Source organism: Streptomyces sp. NPDC050703 (assembly GCF_040654435.1).
Classification (GTDB): Bacteria; Actinomycetota; Actinomycetes; order Streptomycetales; family Streptomycetaceae; genus Streptomyces.
The window spans coordinates 88,306-111,792 of the sequence record NZ_JBFAHX010000004.1; the positions used below are offsets into that span (position 1 = coordinate 88,306).

The following is a 23,487-nucleotide window of genomic DNA, read 5'->3' on the forward strand; positions in this document are numbered from 1 at the left end:
CTCGGCGCCCAAATCTCAGGCCCACGCTTGCCGTCCCCGTAACCCGCCGTCCCCGTAACCCGCCGGGCCTCCGAGCCGCCCGGTCCCCGTACGGCGGGCAGGCCGGTCTCAGGACTTCGGCTGGAACGTCCGCGTGAAGGTCTTCCACGCGGAACGCCGCTGCTCGCTGCCCCAGTCGTCGGCCTTGGCGGTGTACATCAGTCCGTAGCCCAGGCCGCTGTGGACGACGAAGCCGCGGTCCACCGACCGGTACTTGGTCCCGCCGTCCACGTAGGTGAACTCCCAGTCGGCGGTGTTCCAGCCGCGGAAGCCCACCTTCTCGATGCGAATCCGGTCGTACTGCGACCGGACCATGTAGTTCTCCTGGTTCTTCCAGTCGCTCACCGGGTCGTCCTTGGGCGTCGTCGTCCATCCGACGAGCAGCTTCTGCCCGTCGGGACCGCTGAACCGCGCGCCCGCGCGGCTCGTGGTCTGGAACTTCCACCCCTTGGGCAGCCCGATCTTGAAGCCCTGGTCGTGCTTGTACGTCGACGCCGCGCCGTCGGCGGGCTTCTTGGCCTCGTCCTTGCTTGGGTCGTGGCCCTGGCCCTCGTCGGCGTCCTCGTCCTTGCCGGGGTCCTCGGTCTTGCCCTTGCCCTCGCCCTGGGCCCCGTCCTTGCTGTCGTCCGAACCGGCGCCCTTGTCGCCCTTGTCGTCCTTGCCGTCCCCGGCGGTCGCCCCGCTGGACGCGGCCTTGTCGCCGCCCTTGCTGTCCTTGCCGGAACCGCTGTCGTCGCCGCCGGAGAGCGCGAAGGCCAGCACCGTGCCGAGCACCGCGAGCACGGCCACCACGGTGACTATCACCAGCGTCCGCCGCGGCACCACGTCGGTGAGCGACGCCTTGGGAGGCACCCTCGGCGCTCCCCTCGGCGGCGTCCCGGGCGGCGGCACCGCGGCGGTGCCGGGCACGCTCCCGGCACCCGCGCCGACCCCGGCGCCACCCGCCCTCGTGGCCGCTCCGGCACCCGCCGCGCCGCCCGTGCCCGACGGCGAACCGGGCGTCGTCGCCTTGCGGACCGACCGGAACGCGTCCTTCAGCCGGTCGGCGGCCTCCTCGGCCTTGCTCCCGACACCGGTGGCCGCGCCCGCGCCGGCGGCGGCGCCCGCCTTCTTCGCGGGCCTGGCCTGGCCGCCCGCCTTCGACTGCTTGGTCAGCTTGGCCGGCCTCTCCGGGACCGGCGGCAGCGGCACCACCTTCGTCGCCTCGACCGGCTCGGGCGCCGCCTTGGCCTCCGGCGCGTGGATGACGTCCCGCAGGAGCGCCCGCGCTCCCGCGTCGTCGAGCCGCTGCGCGGGGTCCTTGGCGAGCAGGCCGTAGATGACCTTCTCCAGGGCCGGCCCGGCGTTCGTGGGCCGTTCCACATCCTCGGTCATCACCGCGGTGAGGGTCGCGATGGCCGAACCCTTGTCGTAGGGCGGCACGCCCTCCACCGCCGCGTACAGCAGGCCGCCCAGTGACCAGAGGTCGGCCGCCGGGCCCGGCTTGTGGCCGCGGGCGCGCTCGGGCGAGATGTACGAGGGCGCGCCGACGAGCATGCCCGTGGACGTGATCGACGGGTCGCCCTCGACCTGCGCGATGCCGAAGTCCGTGAGGACCACCCGGCCGTCCTCGGCGATCAGCACGTTCGACGGCTTGACGTCACGGTGCAGGATGCCCTCGCGGTGCGCGGAGCGCAGCACGTCGAGCACGGCGAGGCCGACCTCGGCCGCCCGCCTCGGCGTGAGCAGCCCGTCCTCGCGGATCACCTCGGCGAGGGACTTGCCCTCCACCAGCTCCATCACGATCCACGGCCGGTCGTCCTCGTCCACGACGTCGTAGACCGTCACGGCGCTGGTGTTGCGGATTCGCGCGATCGCCTTCGCCTCGCGCAGCGTGCGCGTGATGAGCCGCCGCTTCTCCTCCTCGTCGATGCTCGACGGGAACCGCAGCTCCTTCACCGCGACCGTGCGGCCCAGCGTCTCGTCCTTGGCGCGCCACACCGTGCCCATGCCGCCGCGGCCGAGCACCTCTCCCAGCCGGTACCGGCCGGCGAGGAGACGTTCGCTCTTGTCCCGACGGGCCTCACCCGTCTGCTCCGCGTCCGACATGCGTCCCCTCTGCTGCTACCGCTGCTACCCGCGCAACCCGCCCTGACAGAGCCTTCATTGTCCCCTACTCGGGGACCGCCCGGCGCCCAGGGTCCACCGTTGCGCACGATGGGCCGCGCGTGGGGCGGGACCGCCGTGCCCATACCGGGCTCCGTGCGGGCCAACCCCCTTACGGCGGGCCTGATCTGGCTGTCCGTCGGCCGACCGACTCTCGGCGGTGGCCACGGAGGCCACTCTTCCGCTGCTCATCGGCCGAGGCAAGGCCCGGACCGCGGCCCTGTGCCCCACAGCTCGCCGCTCCCGGCACGGCAGACCCTCGCAACTGGTCACGCCCCGGCCGGAGCGGCGGTCACCGCAGCCTCCCCCTCCTGCCGCCGCATCACCCGACGCCACGTCATATAGCGGACAGGGAAGGACAAGCGGGTCAACTCAACGGCACGATGTCCGGCGCCCCCAGCCTCGCGGCGTCCGCCGTCAGGTCGTCGGGCTGGCGCTGCGACTCCCGCTCGGCCTCCACCCGCTTCTCGTAGTGCTGGACCTCACGCTCGATCTGGTCCTTGTCCCAGCCGAGGACGGGCGCCATCAGCTCGGCGCACTCCCGGGCGCTGCGCGTGCCCCGGTCGAACGTCTCGATGGAGATGCGCGTCCGGCGCGTCAGCACGTCGTCCAGGTGCCGGGCGCCCTCGTGCGACGCGGCATAGACGACCTCGGCCCGCAGATAGTCGTCGGCCGCCTGGAGCGGCGCGCCGAGGGCGGGGTCGGCGGTGACCAGTTCGAGCACTTCCTCGGCCAGGGCGCCGTACCGGTTCAACAGGTGTTCCACGCGCACCACATGAAGGCCCGTCCGGGCGGCGATCCTCGCCCGCGCGTTCCACAGCGCGCGGTACCCCTCGGCGCCCACGAGCGGGGTGTCCTCCGTGACGCAGTCGGCGACGCGCTGGTCGAGGCCGTGCACGGCCTCGTCGACGGCGTCCTTGGCCATCACGCGGTACGTCGTGTACTTGCCGCCGGCGATGACCACGAGGCCGGGCGCCGGATGGGCGACCGTGTGCTCCCTGGAGAGCTTGCTCGTGGCGTCGGACTCGCCGGCGAGCAGGGGCCTGAGTCCCGCGTACACCCCCTGGACGTCGTCGCGGGAGAGCGGCCTCGCGAGCACCGAGTTCACGTGCTCCAGGAGATAGTCGATGTCGGCGCTGGACGCGGCCGGATGCGCCTTGTCGAGGTCCCAGTCCGTGTCGGTCGTGCCCACGATCCAGTGCCGTCCCCACGGGATGACGAAGAGGACGCTCTTCTCGGTCCGCAGGATGAGGCCCGTCGTGGAGTTGATCCGGTCCTTCGGCACGACCAGATGGATGCCCTTGGACGCCCTGACGTGGAACTGGCCCCGCTCGCCGACCATCGCCTGGGTGTCGTCCGTCCACACGCCGGTGGCGTTCACCACCTGCTTGGCGCGGATCTCGTACTCCCCGCCGCCCTCGACGTCCTCGACCCGGGCGCCGACCACGCGCTCGCCCTCGCGCAGGAAGCCGGTGACCTTGGCGCGGTTGGCGACCTTCGCGCCGTACGCCGAAGCGGTGCGGACCAGGGTGGCCACATAGCGGGCGTCGTCCATCTGCGCGTCGTAGTACTGCATCGCGCCGACCAGGGCGTCCTTCTTCAGGCACGGGGCGACGCGCAGGGCGTGGCGGCGCGTGAGATGGCGGTGCACGGGCAGGCCGCGGCCGTGGCCGCGCGACATCGACATGGCGTCGTACAGCGCGACGCCCGATCCCGCGTACAGCCTCTCCCAGCCCTTGTGCTGCAAGGGGTAGAGGAACGGCACCGGCTTCACCAGGTGCGGGGCGAGGCGTTCGAGGAGGAGGCCGCGCTCCTTCAGGGCCTCGCGCACCAGCGCGAAGTCGAGCATCTCCAGATAGCGGAGTCCGCCGTGGATCAGCTTGCTCGATCTGCTGGACGTGCCCGACGCCCAGTCCCTCGCCTCGACGAGACCGGTGGACAGGCCCCGGGTGACGGCGTCCAGAGCCGTGCCGGCACCGACCACGCCTGCGCCGACGACCAGGATGTCCAGCTCCCGGTCGGCCATTCCCGCGAGTGACTCGGCACGCTCGGCCGGGCCCAGTGTCGCTGTCCTCACCGCTGCCTCCCGCATGGATCGGGTGTGGTCGGACTCACATCATGCCCAGATTTCGGCCGCGCCCGCTGATCTCGCCCGCAGCCTGTGGACAACACTCCGGAGCCCGGCACGAAGCAATACCGCAAAACGGTCATATTTACTCCTAGTCTGACATTGCGCTCGCCTCTCTTGTCCACAGGGCTTGCGCGCTCGTACCGCTCCGGCTATTGGGAGGACGGCCCACCGCCATGCCCGCAGATCTCGCCGTCATCGGTCTCGGCCACCTCGGCCTGCCCCTCGCGCAGACCGCCGTCGCACGCTCCATCGCGACCATCGGCTACGACCCCGTCCGCGCCACCGACCTGGCGGGGGGCCGCCTGCCGAGCGACGGCACCGAGGGCATCCTCACCGCCGCCGACCTCCGCCGGATGCTCGCCAAGGGCTTCAGGCCCACCACCGACCCCGCCCAGCTCGGCCGCGTCCGCACCGCCGTGATCTGCGCCCCTGCCCCGCCCGCCGCCGACCGCTCGCTCGACATGAGCCAGGTGGCCGAGGCGGCCCGGGCGCTTGCCGCACGGCTGCGGCCGCACACCACCGTCATCGTGGAGTCCCCCGCGTACCCCGGCACCACCGAGGAATTCATCCGTCCCCTCCTCGAAGCCGGCTCGGGGCTGGTCGCCGGGCGCGACTTCCACCTGGCGTACTCCCCCGGCCGCCTCGACCCCGGCAACCGCGACCACGGCTACGCGGGCACCCCCAAGGTCATCGGCGGCATCACCCCGGCCTGCACCGAGTCGGCCGCGGCCTTCTACGGCCGCCTCACCGACAAGGTCGTACGCGCGCGTGGCCCCCGCGAGGCCGAGACCGTGCACCTCCTGGAGACCAACTACCGGCACGTGAACATGGCCCTGGTCAACGAGATGGCGGTGCTCTGCCACGACCTGGGCATCGACCTGTGGGACGTCATCCGCTGCGCCGAGACCAAGCCCTTCGGCTTCCACGCCTTCCGCCCCGGCCCCGGCGTCGGCGGCCACGGCGTCCCCATGGACATCCCCGGGCCCGCCCGCGGCGCTCGCCCCCTGCGCATGGTCGAACTGGCCCAGCAGGTCAACGACCGCATGCCCCAGTACGTCATCCAGCGCGCGGCGACCCTCCTGAACGAACACGGCAAGTCCGCCCGCGGCGCGCGCGTGCTCCTGCTCGGCGTCACCTACAAGCCCGACCTCGCCGACCAGCAGGGCGCCCCCGCCCAGGAGGTGGCGGCCCGCCTCATGGAGCTCGGGGCGGCCGTCAGCTACCACGACCCCTACGTGCCGAGCTGGCAGGTGCTCGGGCACCCCATCCCCCGCGCGGACTCCCTCTACGAGGCGGCCGCCGACGCCGACCTCACGATCCTCCTCCAGCACCACCGCACGTACGACCTGCAAGGACTCGCCGTGAAGGCCCAGCTCCTGCTGGACACCAGGGGCGCCACCCCGGCGGGCGCGGCGCACCGGCTCTGAGGCCCTGGGGACGCGGAAGGGCCCCGGTACACCCGTACCGGGGCCCTTCCGCGCGTGTCGCCGTCAGCGCTTGTGCTGCGAGTCCGCGACCGTCACCTCGACGCGCTGGAACTCCTTGAGCTCGCTGTAGCCCGTGGTCGCCATGGCGCGGCGCAGCGCCCCGAAGAAGTTCATCGAACCGTCCGGGATGTGCGAGGGGCCGGTCAGGATCTCCTCGGTCGTGCCGACCGTGCCGAGGTCCACCTTCTTGCCGCGCGGCACGTCCTCGTGGACGGCCTCCATGCCCCAGTGGTGGCCCTTGCCGGGCGCGTCCGTGGCGCGGGCCAGCGGGGAGCCCACCATCACGGAGTCGGCGCCGCACGCGATGGCCTTGGGCAGGTCGCCGGACCAGCCCACGCCGCCGTCGGCGATGACGTGCACGTACCGGCCGCCGGACTCGTCCATGTAGTCACGGCGGGCTGCGGCGACGTCGGCGACGGCCGTGGCCATCGGCACCTGGATGCCCAGGACGTTGCGCGTGGTGTGCGCGGCGCCGCCGCCGAAGCCGACCAGGACACCCGCCGCGCCGGTGCGCATCAGGTGCAGGGCGGCCGTGTAGGTGGCGCAGCCACCGACGATGACCGGCACGTCGAGCTCGTAGATGAACTGCTTGAGGTTCAGCGGCTCGGCGGCCCCGGAGACGTGCTCGGCGGAGACCGTCGTACCGCGGATGACGAAGATGTCGACCCCGGCGTCCACGACGGCCTTGGAGAACTCGGCGGTGCGCTGCGGGGAGAGCGCGGCGGCGGTGACCACACCGGAGTCGCGCACCTCCTTGATGCGCTGCCCGATGAGGTCGGCCTGGATCGGCGCGGAGTAGATCTCCTGGAGGCGCCGGGTGGCGGTCTCCGAGTCCAGCTCCGCGATCTCGTCGAGCAGCGGCTGCGGGTCCTCGTACCGCGTCCAGAGCCCTTCGAGGTTCAGGACGCCGAGGCCGCCGAGCTCACCGATGCGGATCGCGGTCTGCGGGGAGACCACCGAGTCCATGGGGGCGGCCAGGAAGGGCAGCTCGAAGCGGTAGGCGTCGATCTGCCACGCGATCGAGACCTCCTTCGGGTCGCGGGTGCGCCGGCTCGGTACGACGGCGATGTCGTCGAAGGCGTACGCGCGGCGGCCGCGCTTGCCGCGCCCGATCTCGATCTCAGTCACGTTGTGGGGCCTTTCCCTCTTGGTCTGCCTGTCCAGTATCCCCGACACGCACCGCGGGGGCGGCCCCGGTGACCCGGGACCGCCCCCTCACGCGTGCGTGCGGCCTGGCGACTACTTCGTACGGCTGTAGTTCGGCGCCTCGACCGTCATCTGGATGTCGTGCGGGTGGCTCTCCTTGAGGCCCGCGGACGTGATGCGGACGAAGCGGCCCTTGCTCTCCATCTGGTCGATGCTCGCCGCGCCGACGTAGCCCATCGTCTGGCGCAGGCCGCCGACGAGCTGGTGCAGGACGTTGGCCAGCGGGCCGCGGTAGGGCACCTGGCCCTCGATGCCCTCGGGCACGAGCTTGTCGTCGGAGGCGACCTCGGCCTGGAAGTAGCGGTCCTTGGAGTAGGACCGGCCCTGGCCGCGGGACTGCATGGCACCGAGCGAGCCCATGCCGCGGTACGACTTGAACTGCTTGCCGTTGATGAACATCAGCTCACCCGGCGACTCCTCGCAGCCCGCGAGGAGCGAGCCGAGCATCACGGTGTCGGCGCCGGCGGCGAGCGCCTTGCCGATGTCGCCGGAGTACTGGAGGCCGCCGTCGCCGATGACCGGCACGCCGGCCGCGCGGGCCGCGACCGCCGCTTCGTAGATCGCGGTGACCTGCGGGACGCCGATGCCGGCGACCACGCGGGTGGTGCAGATCGAGCCCGGTCCGACGCCCACCTTGACGCCGTCGACGCCGGCGTCGATCAGGGCCTGCGCGCCGTCGCGGGTGGCGACGTTGCCGCCGATCACGTCGATGCCCACGGCCGACTTGATCTTCGACATCCAGCTCAGGGCGTTGCTGTTGTGGCCGTGGGAGGTGTCGACGATCAGGAAGTCGACCCCGGCTCCGGCGAGCGCCTGGGCGCGCTCCAGTGCCTCGGGGCTCGCGCCCACGGCGGCACCGACGAGCAGCCGGCCCTCGGCGTCCTTGGCCGCGTTCGGGTACTGCTCGGCCTTCTTGAAGTCCTTGACGGTGATGAGGCCCTTGAGCACACCGGCGTCGTCGACCAGCGGCAGCTTCTCGATCTTGTGGCGGCGCAGCAGCCCCATGGCGTCCACACCGGAGATGCCGACCTTGCCCGTGACCAGCGGCATGGGGGTCATGACCTCGCGCACCTGCCGGGTGCGGTCGTTCTCGAAGGCCATGTCGCGGTTGGTGACGATGCCGAGCAGCTTGCCCGCCGCGTCGGTCACCGGGACGCCGCTGATGCGGAACTTCGCGCAGAGGGCGTCGGCCTCGGCGAGCGTGGCGTCGGGGTGCACCGTGATCGGGTCGGTGACCATGCCGGACTCGGAGCGCTTCACGAGGTCGACCTGGTTGACCTGGTCCTCGATGGAGAGGTTGCGGTGCAGGACACCGACACCGCCCTGGCGGGCCATGGCGATCGCCATGCGGGCCTCGGTGACCTTGTCCATCGCCGCGGAGAGCAGCGGGATGTTCACCCGGACGTTCCTGGAGATGCGGGACGAGGTGTCGACCGCGTTGGGGAGCACTTCCGACGCGCCCGGCAGCAGCAGCACGTCGTCGTAGGTCAGCCCGAGTGTCGCGAATTTCTCGGGCACCTCAGTCGAAGAACCGCCGTTTGCAGTCATGACACCTTCCCCAAATGGCCTTGATCGGTGCGGATGTCCATGCTAACGGCCGTGGAGGGTGTCTCATTCCACGAGCAAGATCATCGGGCGGATTCGTGCGTTCGTACGGCCGGGGAGGTGGGCGAGGTCACTGCTCGGCGAGCGCCCGCAGCCGGCTCAGCGCGCGGTGCTGGGCCACCCGCACCGCGCCCGGCGACATCCCCAGCATCTGCCCGGTCTCCTCGGCGGTGAGCCCCACGGCGATCCGGAGCAGCAGCAGCTCGCGCTGGTTGTCCGGGAGGTTGGCGAGGAGCTTCTTGGCCCACTCGGCGTCACTGCTGAGCAGCGCGCGCTCCTCGGGGCCGAGCGAGTCGTCGGGCCGCTCGGGCATCTCGTCCGAGGGCACGGCGGTGGACCCGGGGTGGCGCATCGCCGCGCGCTGCAGGTCGGCCACCTTGTGCGCCGCGATCGCGAAGACGAACGCCTCGAAGGGGCGCCCGGTGTCCTTGTACCGCGGCAGGGCGAGCAGCACCGCGACGCAGACCTCCTGCGCCAGGTCCTCCACGAAGTGGCGCGCGTCACCCGGCAGCCGGGACAGCCGGGTGCGGCAGTAGCGCAGCGCGAGGGGGTGGACGTGGGCGAGGAGGTCGTGCGTGGCCTGCTCGTCCCCCTCGACGGCGCGGAGGACGAGGGCACCGATCACCGTCGTCTTGTCTTCGCGCATCGGTCCATGGTGCCTTGACGGCGTCGGATCCGTGGCACCGCGTCCGTAGTTGTGCACTGAAGCGTTATGAGCAGGTGCGCCGGAACTCATCCTCCGCGCCCTCCCCTCCCGCTCGATCGACTCGTCCCCGAGGAACTCCACACCTCAAGGATGCGGCATCCGCCGCGAAGCGACGGCAACCGCGCCCGCGACGCCCTGCCGCGGGCACTCGTCGCCCCGCCCACCACGCGGCGGGCGGGGAGCGCCGTGCCCCCGCGGCGGCACATTCAGCGGACCAGGCCCCAGCGGAATCCGAGCGCCACGGCGTGGGCGCGGTCGGAGGCGCCGAGCTTCTTGAACAGCCGCCTGGCGTGGGTCTTCACGGTGTCCTCGGAGAGGAAGAGCTCCCGTCCGATCTCCGCGTTCGACCGGCCGTGGCTCATGCCCTCAAGGACCTGGATCTCACGCGCCGTGAGCGTGGGCGCCGCGCCCATCTCGGCCGAGCGCAGTCTGCGCGGGGCGAGCCGCCACGTGGGGTCGGCGAGCGCCTGCGTGACGGTCGCCCGCAGCTCCGCGCGCGAGGCGTCCTTGTGCAGATAGCCGCGGGCACCGGCGGCGACGGCGAGCGCGACCCCGTCCAGGTCCTCGGCCACGGTGAGCATGATGATGCGCGCACCGGGGTCGGCGGACAGCAGCCGCCGGACGGTCTCGACGCCGCCCAGGCCGGGCATGCGCACGTCCATCAGAATCAGGTCCGAGCGGTCGGCGCCCCAGCGGCGGAGGACTTCCTCGCCGTTGGCCGCTGTCGTCACACGCTCGACGCCGGGCACGGTCGCGACCGCGCGGCGGAGCGCCTCTCGGGCAAGCGGGGAGTCGTCGCACACGAGGACGGATGTCATGACTGTCCTCCGCGGCTCTCACAGCTGCTGCGCGTCACCTTGAGCCTCCAGGCTGGTACTTATTCGTCACCTGTGCGGTTGACGCTCTCGGACACCTGCCCGAGCGCTTCTTCTTTCAACCGCCTCGCACTCTCAACGACGGTCACCCGAAAGAGTTACGGGGCTGTCAGCCATCTTCGGCACTCTACGTGAGGGCGCGGATACGGCGGAGGGGGCGCGGCAGACCCACAAGCTTTCATCACACGGGCTGCCCCATTTAGCGCCTTTTCTTCCCTTTTTGCGGTGTCTGAGGCTAGATTCCTAATGAGTCATATTTTCATCTCCTTAGATCGTAGATGTACGGTCGTGGGCACCGTATCCGCGTCAGAACGGCTTCAAGGGGACCAGCAATGGCAGATTTCTCCCGCCTTCCCGGACCGAACGCAGATCTGTGGGACTGGCAGCTCCTCGCGGCCTGCCGCGGGGTGGACAGCTCGCTCTTCTTCCACCCGGAGGGTGAGCGCGGCGCGGCGCGCTCGGCCCGTGAGAACTCCGCCAAGGAGGTCTGCATGCGGTGCCCGGTGCGCGCGGAGTGCGCGGCGCACGCGCTGGCCGTCCGCGAGCCGTACGGCGTGTGGGGCGGCCTGACGGAGGACGAGCGCGAGGAGCTGATGGGGCGCGCGCGGAACCGGCTCGTCACCGCGTCATCCGCCCCGGCGGCCTCGGCGTCGCCCACGACGGCGGCGTCGTCGCACCACTGAAGGAACGTTTTTCCCAGACCGACCGGCCCCCAGACCGACCGGCCCCCAGACCGACCGGTCTCTCTGACCGGCTGGCTTCCTGATTGACCGGCCTTCCTGACCGACCGGGCAGTTCAGCGGGCAGCGGCCCGCGCGAGGTGGTCGAGCGTGGCGGCGACGGCCGGCACCTGCGCCAGGTCCGGCAGCGTGAGCGCGACGATCTCCCGCCGCACCGGCGGCTCCACCGTCACCGTACGGACCCCTCTCGGGCGCACGGACTCGATCGCGAGCTCGGGCAGGACCGCCACCCCGAGGCCGGCGCCCACCAGGCCGATCACCGCCGGATAGTCGTCCGTGGCGAAGTCGATCCGGGGCACGAAGCCCGCACCCTCACAGACGTCCACGAGCTGCCTGCGGCAGCGCGGGCACCCCGCGATCCAGGGCTCGTCGGCGAACTCACCGATGGTGACCGCCTCCGCCCCGGCCAGCGGATGCCCCTCCGGCACGAGGCCGACGAGCCGGTCCGCGAGCAGCGGCCGTACGACGAGGTCGTCCCAGTCCTCGGCGGCGGACGCGCCGGACCCCTTGGCCTCGGGCGCCGCGCGCCGCGCCGCGTACCGGAAGGCGAGGGCCACGTCGCAGTCGCCCTCGCGCAGCATCTCCACCGAGCGCGGCGGCTCGGCCTCCACGAGGGAGACGCGGGTGCCGGGGTGCTCCGCGCGCAGCGCCGCGAGGGCGCCGGGGACGAGCGTCGAGCTGCCGCTGGGGAACGAGACGAGGCGGACGCGCCCCGCGCGCAGTCCGGCGATGGCGGCGACCTCCTCCTCCGCGGCGGTGAGCCCGGCGAGGATGCCCGTGGCGTGCCTGACCAGGGCCTCGCCCGCCTGCGTGAGGCGCATCTCGCGGCCGGTGCGGATCAGCAGCGGCGTGCCGGCGGAGGCTTCGAGGGCCTTCATCTGCTGGCTCACGGCGGGCTGGGTGCAGCCGAGCTCGCGGGCGGCGGCCGAGAAGGAGCCGGTGCCGGCGACGGCACGCAGCACACGGAGATGTCGGGCCTCGATCATTCCTCGATCATAAGCGACGCTTGGGTGGAGGGCGAAATATTGCTTCGCCACTTTGAGGCGGTTCGCCTAATCTGCCTGCCATGAAGCTTCTCTCCGTGAACATCGGGCGCCGCACCGCCGTCCCCTACACCGCGGCGCCCTCCGGCCTCACCGGCATCGACAAGCGCCCGGTGACCGGGCCGGTGCACGTGTCGGCGCCCGGCCCGAAGGGCGTCGGCGGCAGCGGTCTCGCGGGCGACGAGATCGGGGACCTGCGCCACCACGGCGGAAACGACCAGGCGGTGTACGCCTACGCGCGCGAGGACCTCGACGCCTGGGAGCGCGAGCTGGGGCGGCGGCTGGCCGACGGTGCCTTCGGGGAGAACCTCACGACGGCCGGCGTCGACGTGAACGGGGCGCTGATAGGCGAGCGCTGGCGGATCGGCGGCGGCCCGCTCCTCGAAGTGACGAGCGGGCGCGTCCCCTGCCGGACGTTCCAGGGGCACCTGGGCGAGGGGGGCTGGGTGAAGCGGTTCACGCGGCAGGGCGTCACGGGCGCCTACCTGCGGGTGCTCGAACCGGGGGTGATCCGCGTCGGCGACCCGGTCGAGGTGGTGCACAGGCCGGAGCACGACATCACCGCCGCGCTCCAGTTCCGTGCCGTCACCACGGAGAAGGAGCTGCTGCCGAGGCTGCTCGAAGCGGGCGACGCCCTGGACGCCGGGGCCGCGGAGAAGGCGCGCGCCTACGTGGCGCGGCACGGCGGCCGGGCCTCCTGACCCCGGCGGCCCCCGACCGCGCGTACGCGCCGATCCCCGGATCTCACTAGCCTTGGGCCATGACTACGGCTCTGATCACGGGATCTACCGCCGGCATCGGCGCCGCCTTCGCGCGCCGCCTCGCCGGTGACGGGCACAACCTCGTCCTCGTGGCGCGCGACACCAGACGGCTGCGGGAGCAGGCGACCGAACTGCACGACCGGCACGGCATCGAGGCGGAGGTGCTCACCGCCGACCTCGCGACGGACGGCGGCATCGAGGCCGTGGAGAAGCGGCTCGCCCGCCGCAGGGACCCGGTCGACCTGCTGGTCAACAACGCCGGGTTCGGCAACAAGGGCCGCTATCTGGAGGTGCCCGTCGCGGACGAGCTGACCATGCTGAAGGTGCACTGCGAGGCGGTGCTCCGGCTGACGTCGGCGGCGACGGAGACCATGCGCGAGCGCGGCAGGGGCGGGGTGGTGAACGTCGCGTCGGTGGCGGCGTTCCTGCCGCGCGGGACGTACGGGGCGTCGAAGGCGTGGGTGGTGCAGTTCACCCAGGGCGCGGCGAAGGACCTCGCGGGTTCGGGGGTACGGCTGATGGCGCTCTGCCCCGGCTTCGTCCGTACGGAGTTCCACGAGCGGGCCGGGATGGGCACGGACAACATCCCCAAGTGGATGTGGCTCGACCCCGACAAGGTCGTGGCGGCGGCCTTGGCGGATCTCGCGCGGGGCAGGACCTTGTCCATCCCCGACCCCCGCTACAAGGCCCTCATGGGGGTGGCGAAGCTGGCGCCTCGCCCTCTGCTGAGTGGGGTCACGTCCCGTACGGGGCGGAAGTACGGCCCCCAGTAGGGCTGTCCCTCCGCGTCCCTGCGTGCCCCTGCGTGTCCGCTCGCGCAGTTCCCCGCGCCCGAGGGGAACCGGAAAAGGGCTGAGGCCCGGCTCCCCGTAAGGGAGAGCCGGGCCTCAGTCACCGTTCAGGCGAGCGCGGCGCCTCAGTGGGAGTGGCCGTGACCGTGGCCGTGACCGGCCTCGGCCTCTTCCTCGGCCGGCTTCTCGACGACCAGGGTCTCGGTCGTGAGGAGCAGCGACGCGATGGACGCGGCGTTCTCCAGGGCGGAGCGGGTGACCTTGACCGGGTCGATGACGCCGGCCTTGACCAGGTCGCCGTACTCGCCGGTCGCGGCGTTGAAGCCGAAGCCCTTCTCCAGCTCGGCGACCTTGGAGGTGATGACGTAACCCTCAAGGCCGGCGTTCTCGGCGATCCAGCGCAGCGGCTCGACGGCGGCGCGGCGGACGACGGCGACACCGGTGGCCTCGTCGCCCTCCTTGCCGAGGTTGCCCTCCAGGACCTTGACGGCGTGGACCAGGGAGGAGCCACCACCGGAGACGATGCCCTCCTCGACCGCGGCGCGGGTCGCGGAGATGGCGTCCTCCAGACGGTGCTTCTTCTCCTTCAGCTCCACCTCGGTGGCGGCGCCGACCTTGATGACGCACACGCCGCCGGCCAGCTTCGCGAGGCGCTCCTGGAGCTTCTCGCGGTCCCAGTCGGAGTCCGTGGCCTCGATCTCGGCCTTGATCTGGGCGACACGGCCCTCGACGTCGGCCTTGTTGCCGCCGCCGTCGACGATCGTGGTGTCGTCCTTGGTGACGGTGACGCGGCGGGCGGTGCCGAGCACGTCGAGACCGACCTGGTCGATCTTGAGGCCGACCTCTTCGGCGATGACGGTGGCACCGGTGAGGGTGGCCATGTCGCCGAGCATCGCCTTGCGGCGGTCGCCGAAGCCGGGGGCCTTCACCGCGACGGCGTTGAACGTGCCGCGGATCTTGTTGACGACCAGGGTCGAGAGGGCCTCGCCCTCGACGTCCTCGGCGATGATGAGGAGCGGCTTCGAGGAGTTGGCCTGGATGACCTTCTCCAGCAGCGGCAGGAGGTCCTGGATGGAGGAGATCTTGCCCTGGTGGATCAGGATGTACGGGTCGTCGAGGACGGCCTCCATACGCTCCTGGTCGGACACCATGTACGGCGACAGGTAGCCCTTGTCGAAGGCCATGCCCTCGGTGAAGTCGAGCTCCAGGCCGAAGGTGTTGGACTCCTCGACGGTGATGACACCGTCCTTGCCGACCTTGTCCATCGCCTCGGCGATGAGCTCGCCGACCTGCGGGTCCTGGGCCGACAGACCGGCGACGGCCGCGATGTCGGCCTTGTCGTCGATCGGGCGGGCGGTGGCGAGCAGCTCCTCGGAGACGGCCGCGACGGCGGCGTCGATGCCCTTCTTCAGGGCGGCCGGGGAGGCGCCGGCGGCGACGTTGCGCAGGCCTTCCTTGACCAGGGCCTGGGCGAGCACGGTGGCGGTGGTGGTGCCGTCACCCGCGATGTCGTTGGTCTTGGTCGCCACCTCCTTCACGAGCTGGGCGCCGAGGTTCTCGTACGGGTCCTCGACCTCGACCTCACGGGCGATGGTGACGCCGTCGTTGGTGATGGTCGGGGCGCCGAACTTCTTGTCGATGACGACGTTGCGGCCACGGGGGCCGATCGTCACCTTGACCGTGTCGGCAAGCTTGTTGACGCCGCGCTCAAGGGCGCGACGGGCGTCCTCGTCGAACTTCAGGATCTTCGCCATGGGAGCGGTTCAGCCCTCTCGAAACTCAAGTGAACGAGCCGCGCCCCTCGCCGCCCGGCAATCAGCGGGGTGACCAGGGGCGCAGCTCAAAGCAGAAAGTTGCTTCAGGGTGAATTACTTCTCGACGATCGCGAGCACGTCGCGAGCCGAGAGGACGAGGTACTCCTCGCCGTTGTACTTCACCTCGGTGCCGCCGTACTTGCTGTACAGCACGATGTCGCCGGTCTTCACGTCGAGCGGCAGGCGCTCGCCGTTCTCGAACCGGCCCGGGCCCACGGCCAGGACGACGCCCTCCTGGGGCTTCTCCTTCGCGGTGTCCGGAATGACCAGGCCAGAGGCGGTGGTCTGCTCGGCATCGAGCGGCTGGACCACGATGCGGTCCTCAAGCGGCTTGATGGCAACCTTGGAGCTGGCGGTCGTCACGATCCGGTCTCCCCCTTCGGAGATCTCACGGGGTCAAGTCTGAGGTGTGGCGACCAGGTGGATCCGTCGTCGCGGGTGCCGGACCTGCCCGTCGCTGTTGGCACTCTCCAACGGGGAGTGCCAGAAGTGAGACTAGGACGGCGATTAGCACTCGGTCAAGCGGAGTGCCAATCGGCGGTGCCGGGTTCTTACGGTTCCCCGGTCACCGCCGGCCGTGGCGGGCTCGGCACGGGCGTGTCCCGGCAACGGTTCCCGGCGCCCCGCGGTTCCCGCCGCGCCGTCTCCGCGGGGCGGGGCCGCCCGGTCACCCGCGGCCCGGCGGCGGGCGCCGTGCCCCCGCAGCCGTCCGCCCCCGGCGAGCGCCTCGGCACCTTCTCCGCCGCCTTCCGGCCGAGGCGTTCGATCGGGTCCACCGATTCGGCGCAGCCCGTGAGGACCGCGGGCGCGAGCAGGGCGCCCAGGAGGGCTCCGGTCAGGAGCCGGCGGCGTGCCCGCGCCCGGGGGTTCACAGGTAGTCCTCCAGCCTGGCCACCGCGTAGCCCTTGTCCGTGACCGTCTCCATGACCTGGCGGACCATGTCCGGCATGGTGCCCTTCCAGTCCTCGCGGCCCCGGAAGTGGGTGAGGATGATGTCGCCGGGGTGCAGGTCCTTGTCCCACTCGCGCCACTCCATGTGGTCGGCGAATGCCTCGGACGCCCACAGCGGCACCGCCTTGATGCCGCAGGACCTGGCGGCGCGGAGCGTGTCCCGGTTGTAGTTGCCGTAGGGCGGCCGGAAGAGTTCGGGCCGCTTGCCGTACCGCTTCTCGATGACGTCCTGCATGCCGCAGATCTCGTGGCGCTGGTCCTCGTAGGACAGGCCGGGCAGGTAGGGGTGGTGGAGGGTGTGGTTGTTCAGGGCGACCCCCCGGTCCTGCATCTCCTTGAAGTACCCGTAGTCCTTCTTGACCAGGTAGTCGCTGAGGAACGCGGTGTAGGGGATCTTCAGGTCGCTCATCATCCGCAGCAGCGCCGGGTCCTTCTCGTCGCCGTCGTCGATGGTCAGGAAGACGACCTTCTGCCGGGTCGGGACCGTGGTGAAGACCGGCGGCAGACGCGACTGCCCCGCCACCTCGAAGCCGTCGCGGGTCCTGATGCGCGGCTTGGTGCGCGGCGGCTCCGGGGCCTGGAGCGGGGGGTCGGCAAGGCCCCAGCGCTTGGCCGCGGCGGCCCGCGCGGCCTGGGCGCCGTGGAGCCGGTGGGCGTAGAGGTCGAGTGCGTCGGCGGCCGGGGCCCGGAGCGCCTGCCGGCCGCGGGCGCCGGGCGCTCCGCTTCTGTCGCCCTCGGAGGCGCATCCCGAGGCGATCGCCGCGGCGGTGAGCACGGCCACCGCCGCGGCCGGCCGGCCCTTCCGCCTTACGGCGGAATATTCCTTTTGTCGTACTAGTCGCATGGCGCCGAATCCTCGCAGCTCAACGCCCTGCCGAGGCCCGACACCGCCGCCGGGCACCGCACCGTCCACCGACTGGCCCACAATGGGGCAGGTGAACGACCCGAACACGCCGCGTACCCACGACGCCGGCCCCGGCGACCCCCTCGCCGCCTTCGCGGCCCTCCTCACCGAGGAGGGCAGGGCCCTGCTCGACGAGGTGCGGGACGTCGAGCCCGCGCGGGAGCTCGCGGCGGCCACCCGGCTGCGCCGCGAGCACCCCGCCTCCCTCGTCTCCGCCGCGCTGGCCCAGGCCCGCCTGCGGCAGCGCGCCACGGCGAAGTTCGACGCCGCTGACGCGGCCCGGATGTTCTTCACGCCGGACGGCTTCGAGCAGTCCACCCGCACCTCCGTCGCCACCCACCGCGCCGAGTCCTTCGCGGCGCTCGGCGTGCGCTCCCTCGCCGACCTGTGCTGCGGCATCGGCGGCGACGCCATCGCACTCGCGCGGGCCGGGATCTCCGTGCTCGCCGTCGACCGCTCCCCGCTGACCTGCGCGGTCGCGCGCGCCAACGCCGAGGCCCTCGGCCTCGCCGAGCTGATCGAGGTCCGCGAGGCGGACGTCACCGAGGTCGACACCAGCGGGTACGACGCGGTGTTCGTGGACCCCGCCCGCCGCGGCGGACGCGGCCGGATCTTCGACCCCGAGGCGTACTCACCGCCCCTGTCCTGGGCGGTCGAGGCGGCCCGCAAGGCCCCGCGCGCCGCGCTGAAGATCGCCCCGGGCGTGCCGCACGAGGCGGTCCCCGATGAGGCCATGGCGGAGTGGATCTCCGACCGGGGCGACGTGAAGGAGGCCGTGCTCTGGTTCGGTGACGACGTGACGCCGGGGACCCGGCGGGCGACGCTGCTGCCCACGGGCGCCTGGATCGACGCCTCGCCCGCCGCCGCGCTCCCCGACCCGGCCGTGCGGCCCGTGGGGCGCTACCTCTACGAGCCCGACGGCGCCGTCATCCGCTCCCACCTGGTCGCCGAGGTGGCCGAGCAGGTCGCGGGCGGCCTCATCGACGAGACCATCGCGTACGTCACCTCCGACGAACTGCACGACACCGCGTACGCCACCGCGTACGAGATCACCGACCGGCTTCCCTTCAACGTGAAGAAGCTCAGGGCGCTGCTGCGGGAGCGCGGGGTGGGCGTGCTCACCGTGAAGAAGCGCGGCTCGGCGGTGGAGCCGGACGAGCTGCGGCGCAAGGTGAAGCCGCAGGGCGAGAACGCGGCGACCGTCTTCATGACCCGGGTGGCGGGCGCCCCCACGATGCTGGTCGGCCATCCGGTGTCCGGCGGCTGAGCGGCGCCGTCAGCAGCCGGCCGCCCGCGCCAGGAGCAGCTCGCGCTCCCGGCCGTTGCGGGTGAGCGAGGCCGCGCGCTCGAACTCCGCGCGGGCGTCCGCCGTCCTTCCGAGCCGGGCGAGGAGGTCGCCGCGCACGCTGGGCAGCAGGTGGTAGTCGCGCAGGGCCGGTTCGGCGGCGAGCGCGTCCACCAGGGCGAGGCCGGCCGACGGCCCCTCCGCCATCGAGACCGCCACCGCCCTGTTCAGCTCCACGACCGGGGAGGGGGCGCGGGCGGCGAGCAGGCCGTAGAGGGCGGCGATCTGCCGCCAGTCGGTCTCCTCGTAGGTGTGCGCGTGGGCGTGGCAGGCGGCGATGGCGGCCTGGAGCGCGTACGGGCCGAGGGGCCGCCCCGAGGCCGCGGACTGCGCGCGGGCCAGGCCGGCGTAGCCGCGGCGGACCAGCATCTGGTTCCAGCGGGCCCGGCTCTGGTCCTTCAGCAGCACCGGCTCGCCCGCGGGTCCCGTGCGCGCCGCCGCGCGGGAGGCCTGCAGTTCGAGCAGGGCGGCCAGGCCGTGCACCTCGGACTCCTTCGGCATGAGCCCGGCGAGCACCCTGGCGAGCCGCAGGGCGTCCTCGCAGAGGCCGGGACGCAGCCAGTCGTCGCCCGCCGTGGCCGCGTACCCCTCGTTGAAGATCAGGTAGATGACTTCGAGGACGGAGCCGAGGCGGGCCTCCCTGTCGGGGCCGTACGGGACCTCGAAGGCGACGGCCCTGGCGGCGAGGGTCCGCTTGGCGCGCACGATCCGCTGCGCCACCGTCGGCTCCGGGGCGAGCACGGCCCGGGCGATCTCCCCGGTGGTCAGGCCGCCGAGCAGGCGCAGGGTGAGCGCCACGCGGGCGTCGGCGGAGAGCACCGGGTGGCAGGCGGTGAAGACCAGGCGGAGCAGGTCGTCGTCGATGTCGTCGGGGTCGGCGGGCGCGTCGCTCCGGGGCGGCGCCGACGCCAGGTCGCGGCCCATCAGCGCCAGCTTGTCCGCGTAGCGCTCGCGGCGGCGCACGAGGTCGATGGCGCGGCGCTTCGCCGTGGTCATGAGCCAGGCGCCCGGGTTGTCGGGGACGCCCTGCTCAGGCCACTGTTCGAGGGCGGCCACCAGGGCGTCCTGCGCCAGTTCCTCGGCGATGCCGACGTCCCGCACGATCCGGGCGACCCCCGCGATGACGCGGGGCGACTCCATGCGGAAGACGGTCTCGATGGCGCGGCGGGGATGCTCCGGCGAAGGGCTCACGGCCACCCATCAGAGCACCCCGGCGCGGCCATCGCAAAGGTCACCGGTGCGGGCCTCCCCGCGGGGCCCGCGGGCTTGTCAGCCCTCTTCGATCTCCCGCACCTCCGCGGTGATCGTCCAGTACTCCTCGTGCGTCCTGAGGAACCGCTTCGTCCACTCGATCGCCTCGGCCCTGTCCTTGGCCTGGACGATCGAGTAGCCGCCGATGACCTCCTTGGTCTCGGTGAACGGGCCGTCGGTGACGGACAGCTCGCCCTGGTCCCAGGTCACCCGGGTGCCCTCGGCGACCGGCTTGAGCCCGGCCGTGTCGAGCATGACCCCGGCCTTGGTGATCTCTTCGAGGAGCGCGCCCATGCGCTCCTGGAGCTCGGGGCTCGGGCCGCCCTCGGGCGCGGTCTTCTCGTCGACACGGATCAGCGTCAGAAAGCGCGGCATGGTGGTCTCCCCACGGCTTGCGGCGAGGTCTTCTCCTCGCCTCTCACCCGGGCGTCGAACGGGGGACGCCCGTATCGACACCGCCGCGGAAAAAGTTCCGGGAAGTTTCCCCGCGCCCCGCGGGCGGGGCGTGCCAGGCTCCCCCGCATGCCCTTCGACCACAACGACCACTACCACCGTCTGCTCCTGCGGAAGCTGCCGCCGCACGGCAGCACCGCGCTCGACGTCGGCTGCGGCACGGGCCGCTTCGCCCGCCTCCTGGCGGCGCGCGGCTACGAGGTCGACGCCGTCGACCCGGCCCCGCACGTCGTCGCGGAGGCGCGGGCGGCCGGCGGCGGCCCCCGCTTCCGTACGGCCGACGTGACCGAGGAGGAACTGCCCGAGGGCCGCTACGACGTCATCACCTGTCTGGCGAGCCTGCACCACATGCCGTTCGGCACGGTCACGCGCCTGCGCGCCGCGCTCGCCCCCGGCGGCACCCTGCTCGTCCTCGGCTGCTACGCGGGGGTGACGTGGTGGGACCCCGTGGCGTCCGCGGCCAACGCCGTGGCCCGGGTGGCGGTGTACGCGGGCGAGCGCCTGCGCGGCGCGCACGAGCCGCCGCTCAAGCCACCCGTGCGGCAGCCGGACATGACGCTCCCGCGGGTCCGTGCCGAGGCGGCGCGGCTCCTGCCCGGCAGCGACGTGCGGCAGCTGCTGTTCTGGCGGTACCTGCTGACGTATCAGCGGGCCTGATCAGGGGCTTCGGTCGTCGGCCGACTCGAACCGCCAGCGGTGCACCGCCCGCGTCACGAGGTCCGACGGGGGCTCCGGCAGCTCCGGCAGGTCGGCGTCGTAGGGCGCGTCCCACCAGGTGACGACGAGCACGCGGTCCTGCGGCGCCGTGAAGTGCTCGCGGCGGACCGGCTCACCGGACAGCTCCCGCGCCCTGGCCCAGGCGAGCAGTTCCCCGCCCCGGCCCCCGGCGGCGCGGGCCTCCCACATCAGGGCGACGGTCACGGGTACAGGTTCTCCTTGCTGACCTCGTGCACATGGTCGTGGCCGTGGGTGTGGCCGGGCACGTGCGGCTCCGTGACCGGCAGCGACGAGTCCGCCGACAGGTCCCAGGCGGACGCCGCGCGGTTGCGCGCCACCATCTCCGCGCCGAGCGCGGCGACCATCGCGCCGTTGTCCGTGCACAGCTTGGGGCGCGGCACGCGCAGCCGGATGCCCGCCTTCTCGCACCGCTCCTGGGCGAGGGCGCGCAGCCGCGAGTTGGCGGCCACACCGCCGCCGATCATGAGGTGGTCGACGCCCTCGTCCTTGCAGGCGCGCACGGCCTTGCGGGTCAGCACGTCGACGACCGCCTCCTGGAAGGACGCCGACACGTCGCGCACCGGCACGTCCTCGCCCGCGGCCCGCTTCGCCTCGATCCAGCGGGCGACGGACGTCTTGAGCCCCGAGAAGGAGAAGTCGTACGGGGCGTCGCGCGGCCCGGTGAGCCCGCGCGGGAAGGCGATGGCCTCAGGGTCGCCCTCGCGCGCGTACCGGTCGATGACGGGGCCGCCGGGGAAGCCGAGGTTCAGCACGCGCGCGATCTTGTCGAAGGCCTCGCCCGCCGCGTCGTCGATGGTCGAGCCGAGCGGCCGCACGTCGGAGGTGATGTCCTCGGACAGCAGCAGCGAGGAGTGGCCGCCGGAGACCAGGAGGGCCATGGTCGGCTCGGGCAGCGGCCCGTGCTCCAGCTGGTCCACGCAGATGTGCGAGGCGAGGTGGTTGACGCCGTAGAGCGGCTTGTCGAGGGCGTACGCGTACGCCTTCGCGGCCGAGACGCCGACGAGGAGCGCGCCGGCGAGGCCGGGCCCCGCGGTGACCGCGATGCCGTCGAGGTCCTTGGCGCTGACCCCGGCGTCCTTCAGGGCGCGCTGGATGGTCGGCACCATGGCCTCCAGGTGCGCGCGCGAGGCGACCTCGGGCACGACGCCGCCGAAGCGAGCGTGCTCGTCCACGCTGGAGGCGACGGCGTCGGCGAGCAGGGTGGTGCCGCGGACGATGCCGACGCCGGTCTCGTCGCAGGAGGTCTCGATGCCGAGGACGAGGGGTTCGTCGCGCGAGTCAGCCATGAATCTCGGTTCCTTGTACGCCGGTTGCGGTGGTGGAGGGGTCGGTGCGGCGCATCACCAGGGCGTCCACGTTGCCGGGCTGGTAGTAGCCGCGCCGGAAGCCGATGGGCTCGAAGCCGAAGCGTTCGTACAGCTTCTGGGCCCGGGTGTTGTCGACCCGCACCTCCAGCATCACCTCGGCGCATTCGAACGCGGTGGCGGCCTGGAGCAGGTCGGTGAGGAGGCGGGCGCCGAGGCCGGTGCCCCAGTGGTCGCGGGCGACGGCGATCGTCTGGACGTCCGCCAGGTCTCCGGAGGCGGCGAGGCCCGCGTACCCGACGAGGCGGTCGCCGTCCACGGCGACCACGTAGCGCCGGGTGGCGTGCGGGCCGCGGGCGTGGGCCAGCTCGGACCAGAACATCCCGCGCGACCACGCGTCGTCCGGGAACAGCTCCTTCTCCAGGGCGAACACCGGGTCGATGTCCCACCAGCGCATCTCGCGCAGCACGGCTGCGGCGGTCACCTGGGTCACTTGGGGGTGACCACCTTGTAGTTCTTCGGCACCTGCGCGTCGGGGCGGCGCAGGTACAGCGGCCGGGGCGCCGGCAGCTCCTCGCCCGCCGCGAGCCGCTCGGCCGCGAGGGCGGCGAGGGAGGCCGCCGAGACGTGCTCGGGGCCGCGGGCGTCGGTGAAGGTCCCGGGGTAGAGCAGGGCGCCCGCGCCGACCGCGGGCAGGCCGGCGACCTCGGCGGCGATGTCGGCGGGGCGGTCCACGGCAGGTTCACCCGTACGCGTGCGTACGTCGTCGTAGCGCGCCCAGTACACCTCCTTGCGGCGGGCGTCGGTGGCGACCACGAAGGGGCCGCCGTCGATGCCGGAGGCGTACGCGAGGCCGTCCAGGGTGCACACGCCGTGCACCGGGACGCCGAGCGCGAGGCCGAAGGTGTCGGCGGTCATGAGGCCGACGCGGAGGCCGGTGTAGGGGCCGGGGCCCACACCGACGACGACGCCGGTCACGGCGTCGAGCCGGAGCCCGGCGTCGGCGAGCACGCGGTCGACGGCCGGAAGCAGCAGTTCCCCGTGGCGGCGGGCGTCGACCTGGCTCGACTCCGAGACGACTCGGGAGCCGTCGTGCAGGGCGACGGTGACGGCGGGCGTTGCGGTATCCAGAGCGAGCAAGAGCACGCGAACAGCCTACGGCTCCGGCGCACGTCGCACGGCCGCCCCGGGATGTGCG

At 72.5% G+C, this 23,487-nt stretch carries 22 protein-coding genes; 6 read left to right on the top strand and 16 right to left on the bottom strand.

Annotated elements, in window-relative coordinates; translation table 11 throughout:
- Positions 1-108: 108 nt before the first annotated feature.
- Together AB0I16_RS05120 and AB0I16_RS05125 are read right to left on the bottom strand one after the other, a co-directional pair.
- Positions 109-2,127 (bottom strand): serine/threonine-protein kinase, encoded by a 2,019-nt coding sequence (locus AB0I16_RS05120; protein ID WP_363247954.1) that lies wholly within the window; start codon positions 2,125-2,127, stop codon positions 109-111.
- 424 nt (positions 2,128-2,551) lie between these two features.
- Positions 2,552-4,261, bottom strand: a complete 1,710-nt coding sequence (locus tag AB0I16_RS05125; RefSeq protein WP_363247955.1) for a glycerol-3-phosphate dehydrogenase/oxidase — start codon at positions 4,259-4,261, stop codon at positions 2,552-2,554.
- A gap of 227 nt (positions 4,262-4,488) precedes the next feature.
- On the opposite strand from AB0I16_RS05125, the gene AB0I16_RS05130 reads away from it, so the two are divergent.
- Entirely contained in the window at positions 4,489-5,742 is a 1,254-nt protein-coding gene (locus AB0I16_RS05130) for a nucleotide sugar dehydrogenase (RefSeq protein WP_363247956.1), read from the top strand.
- Between the two features lie 63 nt (positions 5,743-5,805).
- Here AB0I16_RS05130 and AB0I16_RS05135 read toward each other — a convergent pair whose 3' ends face one another.
- The 4 genes from AB0I16_RS05135 to AB0I16_RS05150 all read right to left on the bottom strand — a co-directional run bounded on the left by AB0I16_RS05135 (position 5,806) and on the right by AB0I16_RS05150 (position 10,137).
- The gene (locus AB0I16_RS05135; protein WP_363247957.1) at positions 5,806-6,930 is read right to left on the bottom strand and encodes a GuaB3 family IMP dehydrogenase-related protein; all 1,125 of its coding nucleotides are present in this window, start codon (positions 6,928-6,930) and stop codon (positions 5,806-5,808) included.
- Positions 6,931-7,041: 111 nt separating this feature from the next.
- Complete coding sequence (gene guaB / locus AB0I16_RS05140; protein WP_363247958.1) at positions 7,042-8,556, bottom strand: IMP dehydrogenase; 1,515 nt, start codon at positions 8,554-8,556, stop codon at positions 7,042-7,044.
- 127 nt (positions 8,557-8,683) lie between these two features.
- Positions 8,684-9,259, bottom strand: coding sequence for a sigma-70 family RNA polymerase sigma factor (locus AB0I16_RS05145; RefSeq protein WP_062775217.1), 576 nt, complete (start codon positions 9,257-9,259; stop codon positions 8,684-8,686).
- A 266-nt stretch (positions 9,260-9,525) separates the two neighbouring features.
- Positions 9,526-10,137 (bottom strand): response regulator transcription factor, encoded by a 612-nt coding sequence (locus AB0I16_RS05150; protein ID WP_003948568.1) that lies wholly within the window; start codon positions 10,135-10,137, stop codon positions 9,526-9,528.
- A 389-nt stretch (positions 10,138-10,526) separates the two neighbouring features.
- Between AB0I16_RS05150 and AB0I16_RS05155 the strand changes: the two genes are divergently transcribed.
- Complete coding sequence (locus tag AB0I16_RS05155) at positions 10,527-10,877, top strand: WhiB family transcriptional regulator (RefSeq protein ID WP_363247959.1); 351 nt, start codon at positions 10,527-10,529, stop codon at positions 10,875-10,877.
- Between the two features lie 113 nt (positions 10,878-10,990).
- Here AB0I16_RS05155 and AB0I16_RS05160 read toward each other — a convergent pair whose 3' ends face one another.
- Positions 10,991-11,920: a LysR family transcriptional regulator gene (locus tag AB0I16_RS05160; RefSeq protein ID WP_363247960.1), complete on the bottom strand. Its 930-nt coding sequence runs from the start codon at positions 11,918-11,920 to the stop codon at positions 10,991-10,993.
- 80 nt (positions 11,921-12,000) lie between these two features.
- Between AB0I16_RS05160 and AB0I16_RS05165 the strand changes: the two genes are divergently transcribed.
- Positions 12,001-12,678 carry an MOSC domain-containing protein gene (locus AB0I16_RS05165; protein ID WP_363247961.1) on the top strand — a complete coding sequence of 226 codons (678 nt, stop codon included), beginning with the start codon at positions 12,001-12,003 and terminating at the stop codon, positions 12,676-12,678.
- 59 nt (positions 12,679-12,737) lie between these two features.
- Complete coding sequence (locus AB0I16_RS05170) at positions 12,738-13,511, top strand: SDR family oxidoreductase (protein WP_363247962.1); 774 nt, start codon at positions 12,738-12,740, stop codon at positions 13,509-13,511.
- Positions 13,512-13,654: 143 nt separating this feature from the next.
- Here the strand turns inward: AB0I16_RS05170 and groL are convergent, their stop codons facing one another.
- The 3 genes from groL to AB0I16_RS05185 all read right to left on the bottom strand — a co-directional run bounded on the left by groL (position 13,655) and on the right by AB0I16_RS05185 (position 17,138).
- Complete coding sequence (gene groL, locus AB0I16_RS05175) at positions 13,655-15,283, bottom strand: chaperonin GroEL (RefSeq protein WP_363247963.1); 1,629 nt, start codon at positions 15,281-15,283, stop codon at positions 13,655-13,657.
- Between the two features lie 114 nt (positions 15,284-15,397).
- Positions 15,398-15,706, bottom strand: a complete 309-nt coding sequence (groES, locus tag AB0I16_RS05180; RefSeq protein WP_016434667.1) for a co-chaperone GroES — start codon at positions 15,704-15,706, stop codon at positions 15,398-15,400.
- A 505-nt stretch (positions 15,707-16,211) separates the two neighbouring features.
- Positions 16,212-17,138, bottom strand: coding sequence for a polysaccharide deacetylase family protein (locus AB0I16_RS05185; RefSeq protein WP_363247964.1), 927 nt, complete (start codon positions 17,136-17,138; stop codon positions 16,212-16,214).
- A gap of 82 nt (positions 17,139-17,220) precedes the next feature.
- Here AB0I16_RS05185 and AB0I16_RS05190 point away from each other — a divergent pair, with 82 nt between their 5' ends.
- On the top strand, positions 17,221-18,465 hold the full coding sequence (locus AB0I16_RS05190) for a methyltransferase domain-containing protein (RefSeq protein ID WP_363247965.1): 1,245 nt from the start codon (positions 17,221-17,223) through the stop codon (positions 18,463-18,465).
- A 9-nt stretch (positions 18,466-18,474) separates the two neighbouring features.
- On the opposite strand, the gene AB0I16_RS05195 is transcribed toward AB0I16_RS05190, so the two are convergent.
- Both AB0I16_RS05195 and AB0I16_RS05200 read right to left on the bottom strand, forming a co-directional pair.
- A complete protein-coding gene (locus AB0I16_RS05195) occupies positions 18,475-19,683 on the bottom strand; it encodes a DUF6596 domain-containing protein (RefSeq protein ID WP_363248121.1) in 1,209 nt (402 codons plus the stop codon).
- 129 nt (positions 19,684-19,812) lie between these two features.
- Complete coding sequence (locus tag AB0I16_RS05200) at positions 19,813-20,169, bottom strand: YciI family protein (RefSeq protein WP_363247966.1); 357 nt, start codon at positions 20,167-20,169, stop codon at positions 19,813-19,815.
- Positions 20,170-20,316: 147 nt separating this feature from the next.
- On the opposite strand from AB0I16_RS05200, the gene AB0I16_RS05205 reads away from it, so the two are divergent.
- Entirely contained in the window at positions 20,317-20,904 is a 588-nt protein-coding gene (locus AB0I16_RS05205) for a class I SAM-dependent methyltransferase (RefSeq protein WP_363247967.1), read from the top strand.
- Here the strand turns inward: AB0I16_RS05205 and AB0I16_RS05210 are convergent, their stop codons facing one another.
- From AB0I16_RS05210 to tsaB, 4 genes are read right to left on the bottom strand one after another with little or no spacing between them, the layout of a single operon-like run.
- The gene (locus AB0I16_RS05210; RefSeq protein WP_363247968.1) at positions 20,905-21,168 is read right to left on the bottom strand and encodes a hypothetical protein; all 264 of its coding nucleotides are present in this window, start codon (positions 21,166-21,168) and stop codon (positions 20,905-20,907) included.
- Positions 21,165-22,271, bottom strand: coding sequence for a tRNA (adenosine(37)-N6)-threonylcarbamoyltransferase complex transferase subunit TsaD (gene tsaD, locus AB0I16_RS05215; protein ID WP_363247969.1), 1,107 nt, complete (start codon positions 22,269-22,271; stop codon positions 21,165-21,167). Before tsaD ends, AB0I16_RS05210 begins: the two co-directional genes overlap by 4 nt.
- Positions 22,264-22,746: a ribosomal protein S18-alanine N-acetyltransferase gene (rimI, locus tag AB0I16_RS05220; RefSeq protein ID WP_363248122.1), complete on the bottom strand. Its 483-nt coding sequence runs from the start codon at positions 22,744-22,746 to the stop codon at positions 22,264-22,266. The genes tsaD and rimI overlap by 8 nt, the downstream gene beginning before the upstream one ends.
- Positions 22,747-22,778: 32 nt before the next feature.
- Complete coding sequence (gene tsaB, locus AB0I16_RS05225; RefSeq protein WP_363247970.1) at positions 22,779-23,435, bottom strand: tRNA (adenosine(37)-N6)-threonylcarbamoyltransferase complex dimerization subunit type 1 TsaB; 657 nt, start codon at positions 23,433-23,435, stop codon at positions 22,779-22,781.
- Positions 23,436-23,487 lie beyond the last annotated feature (52 nt).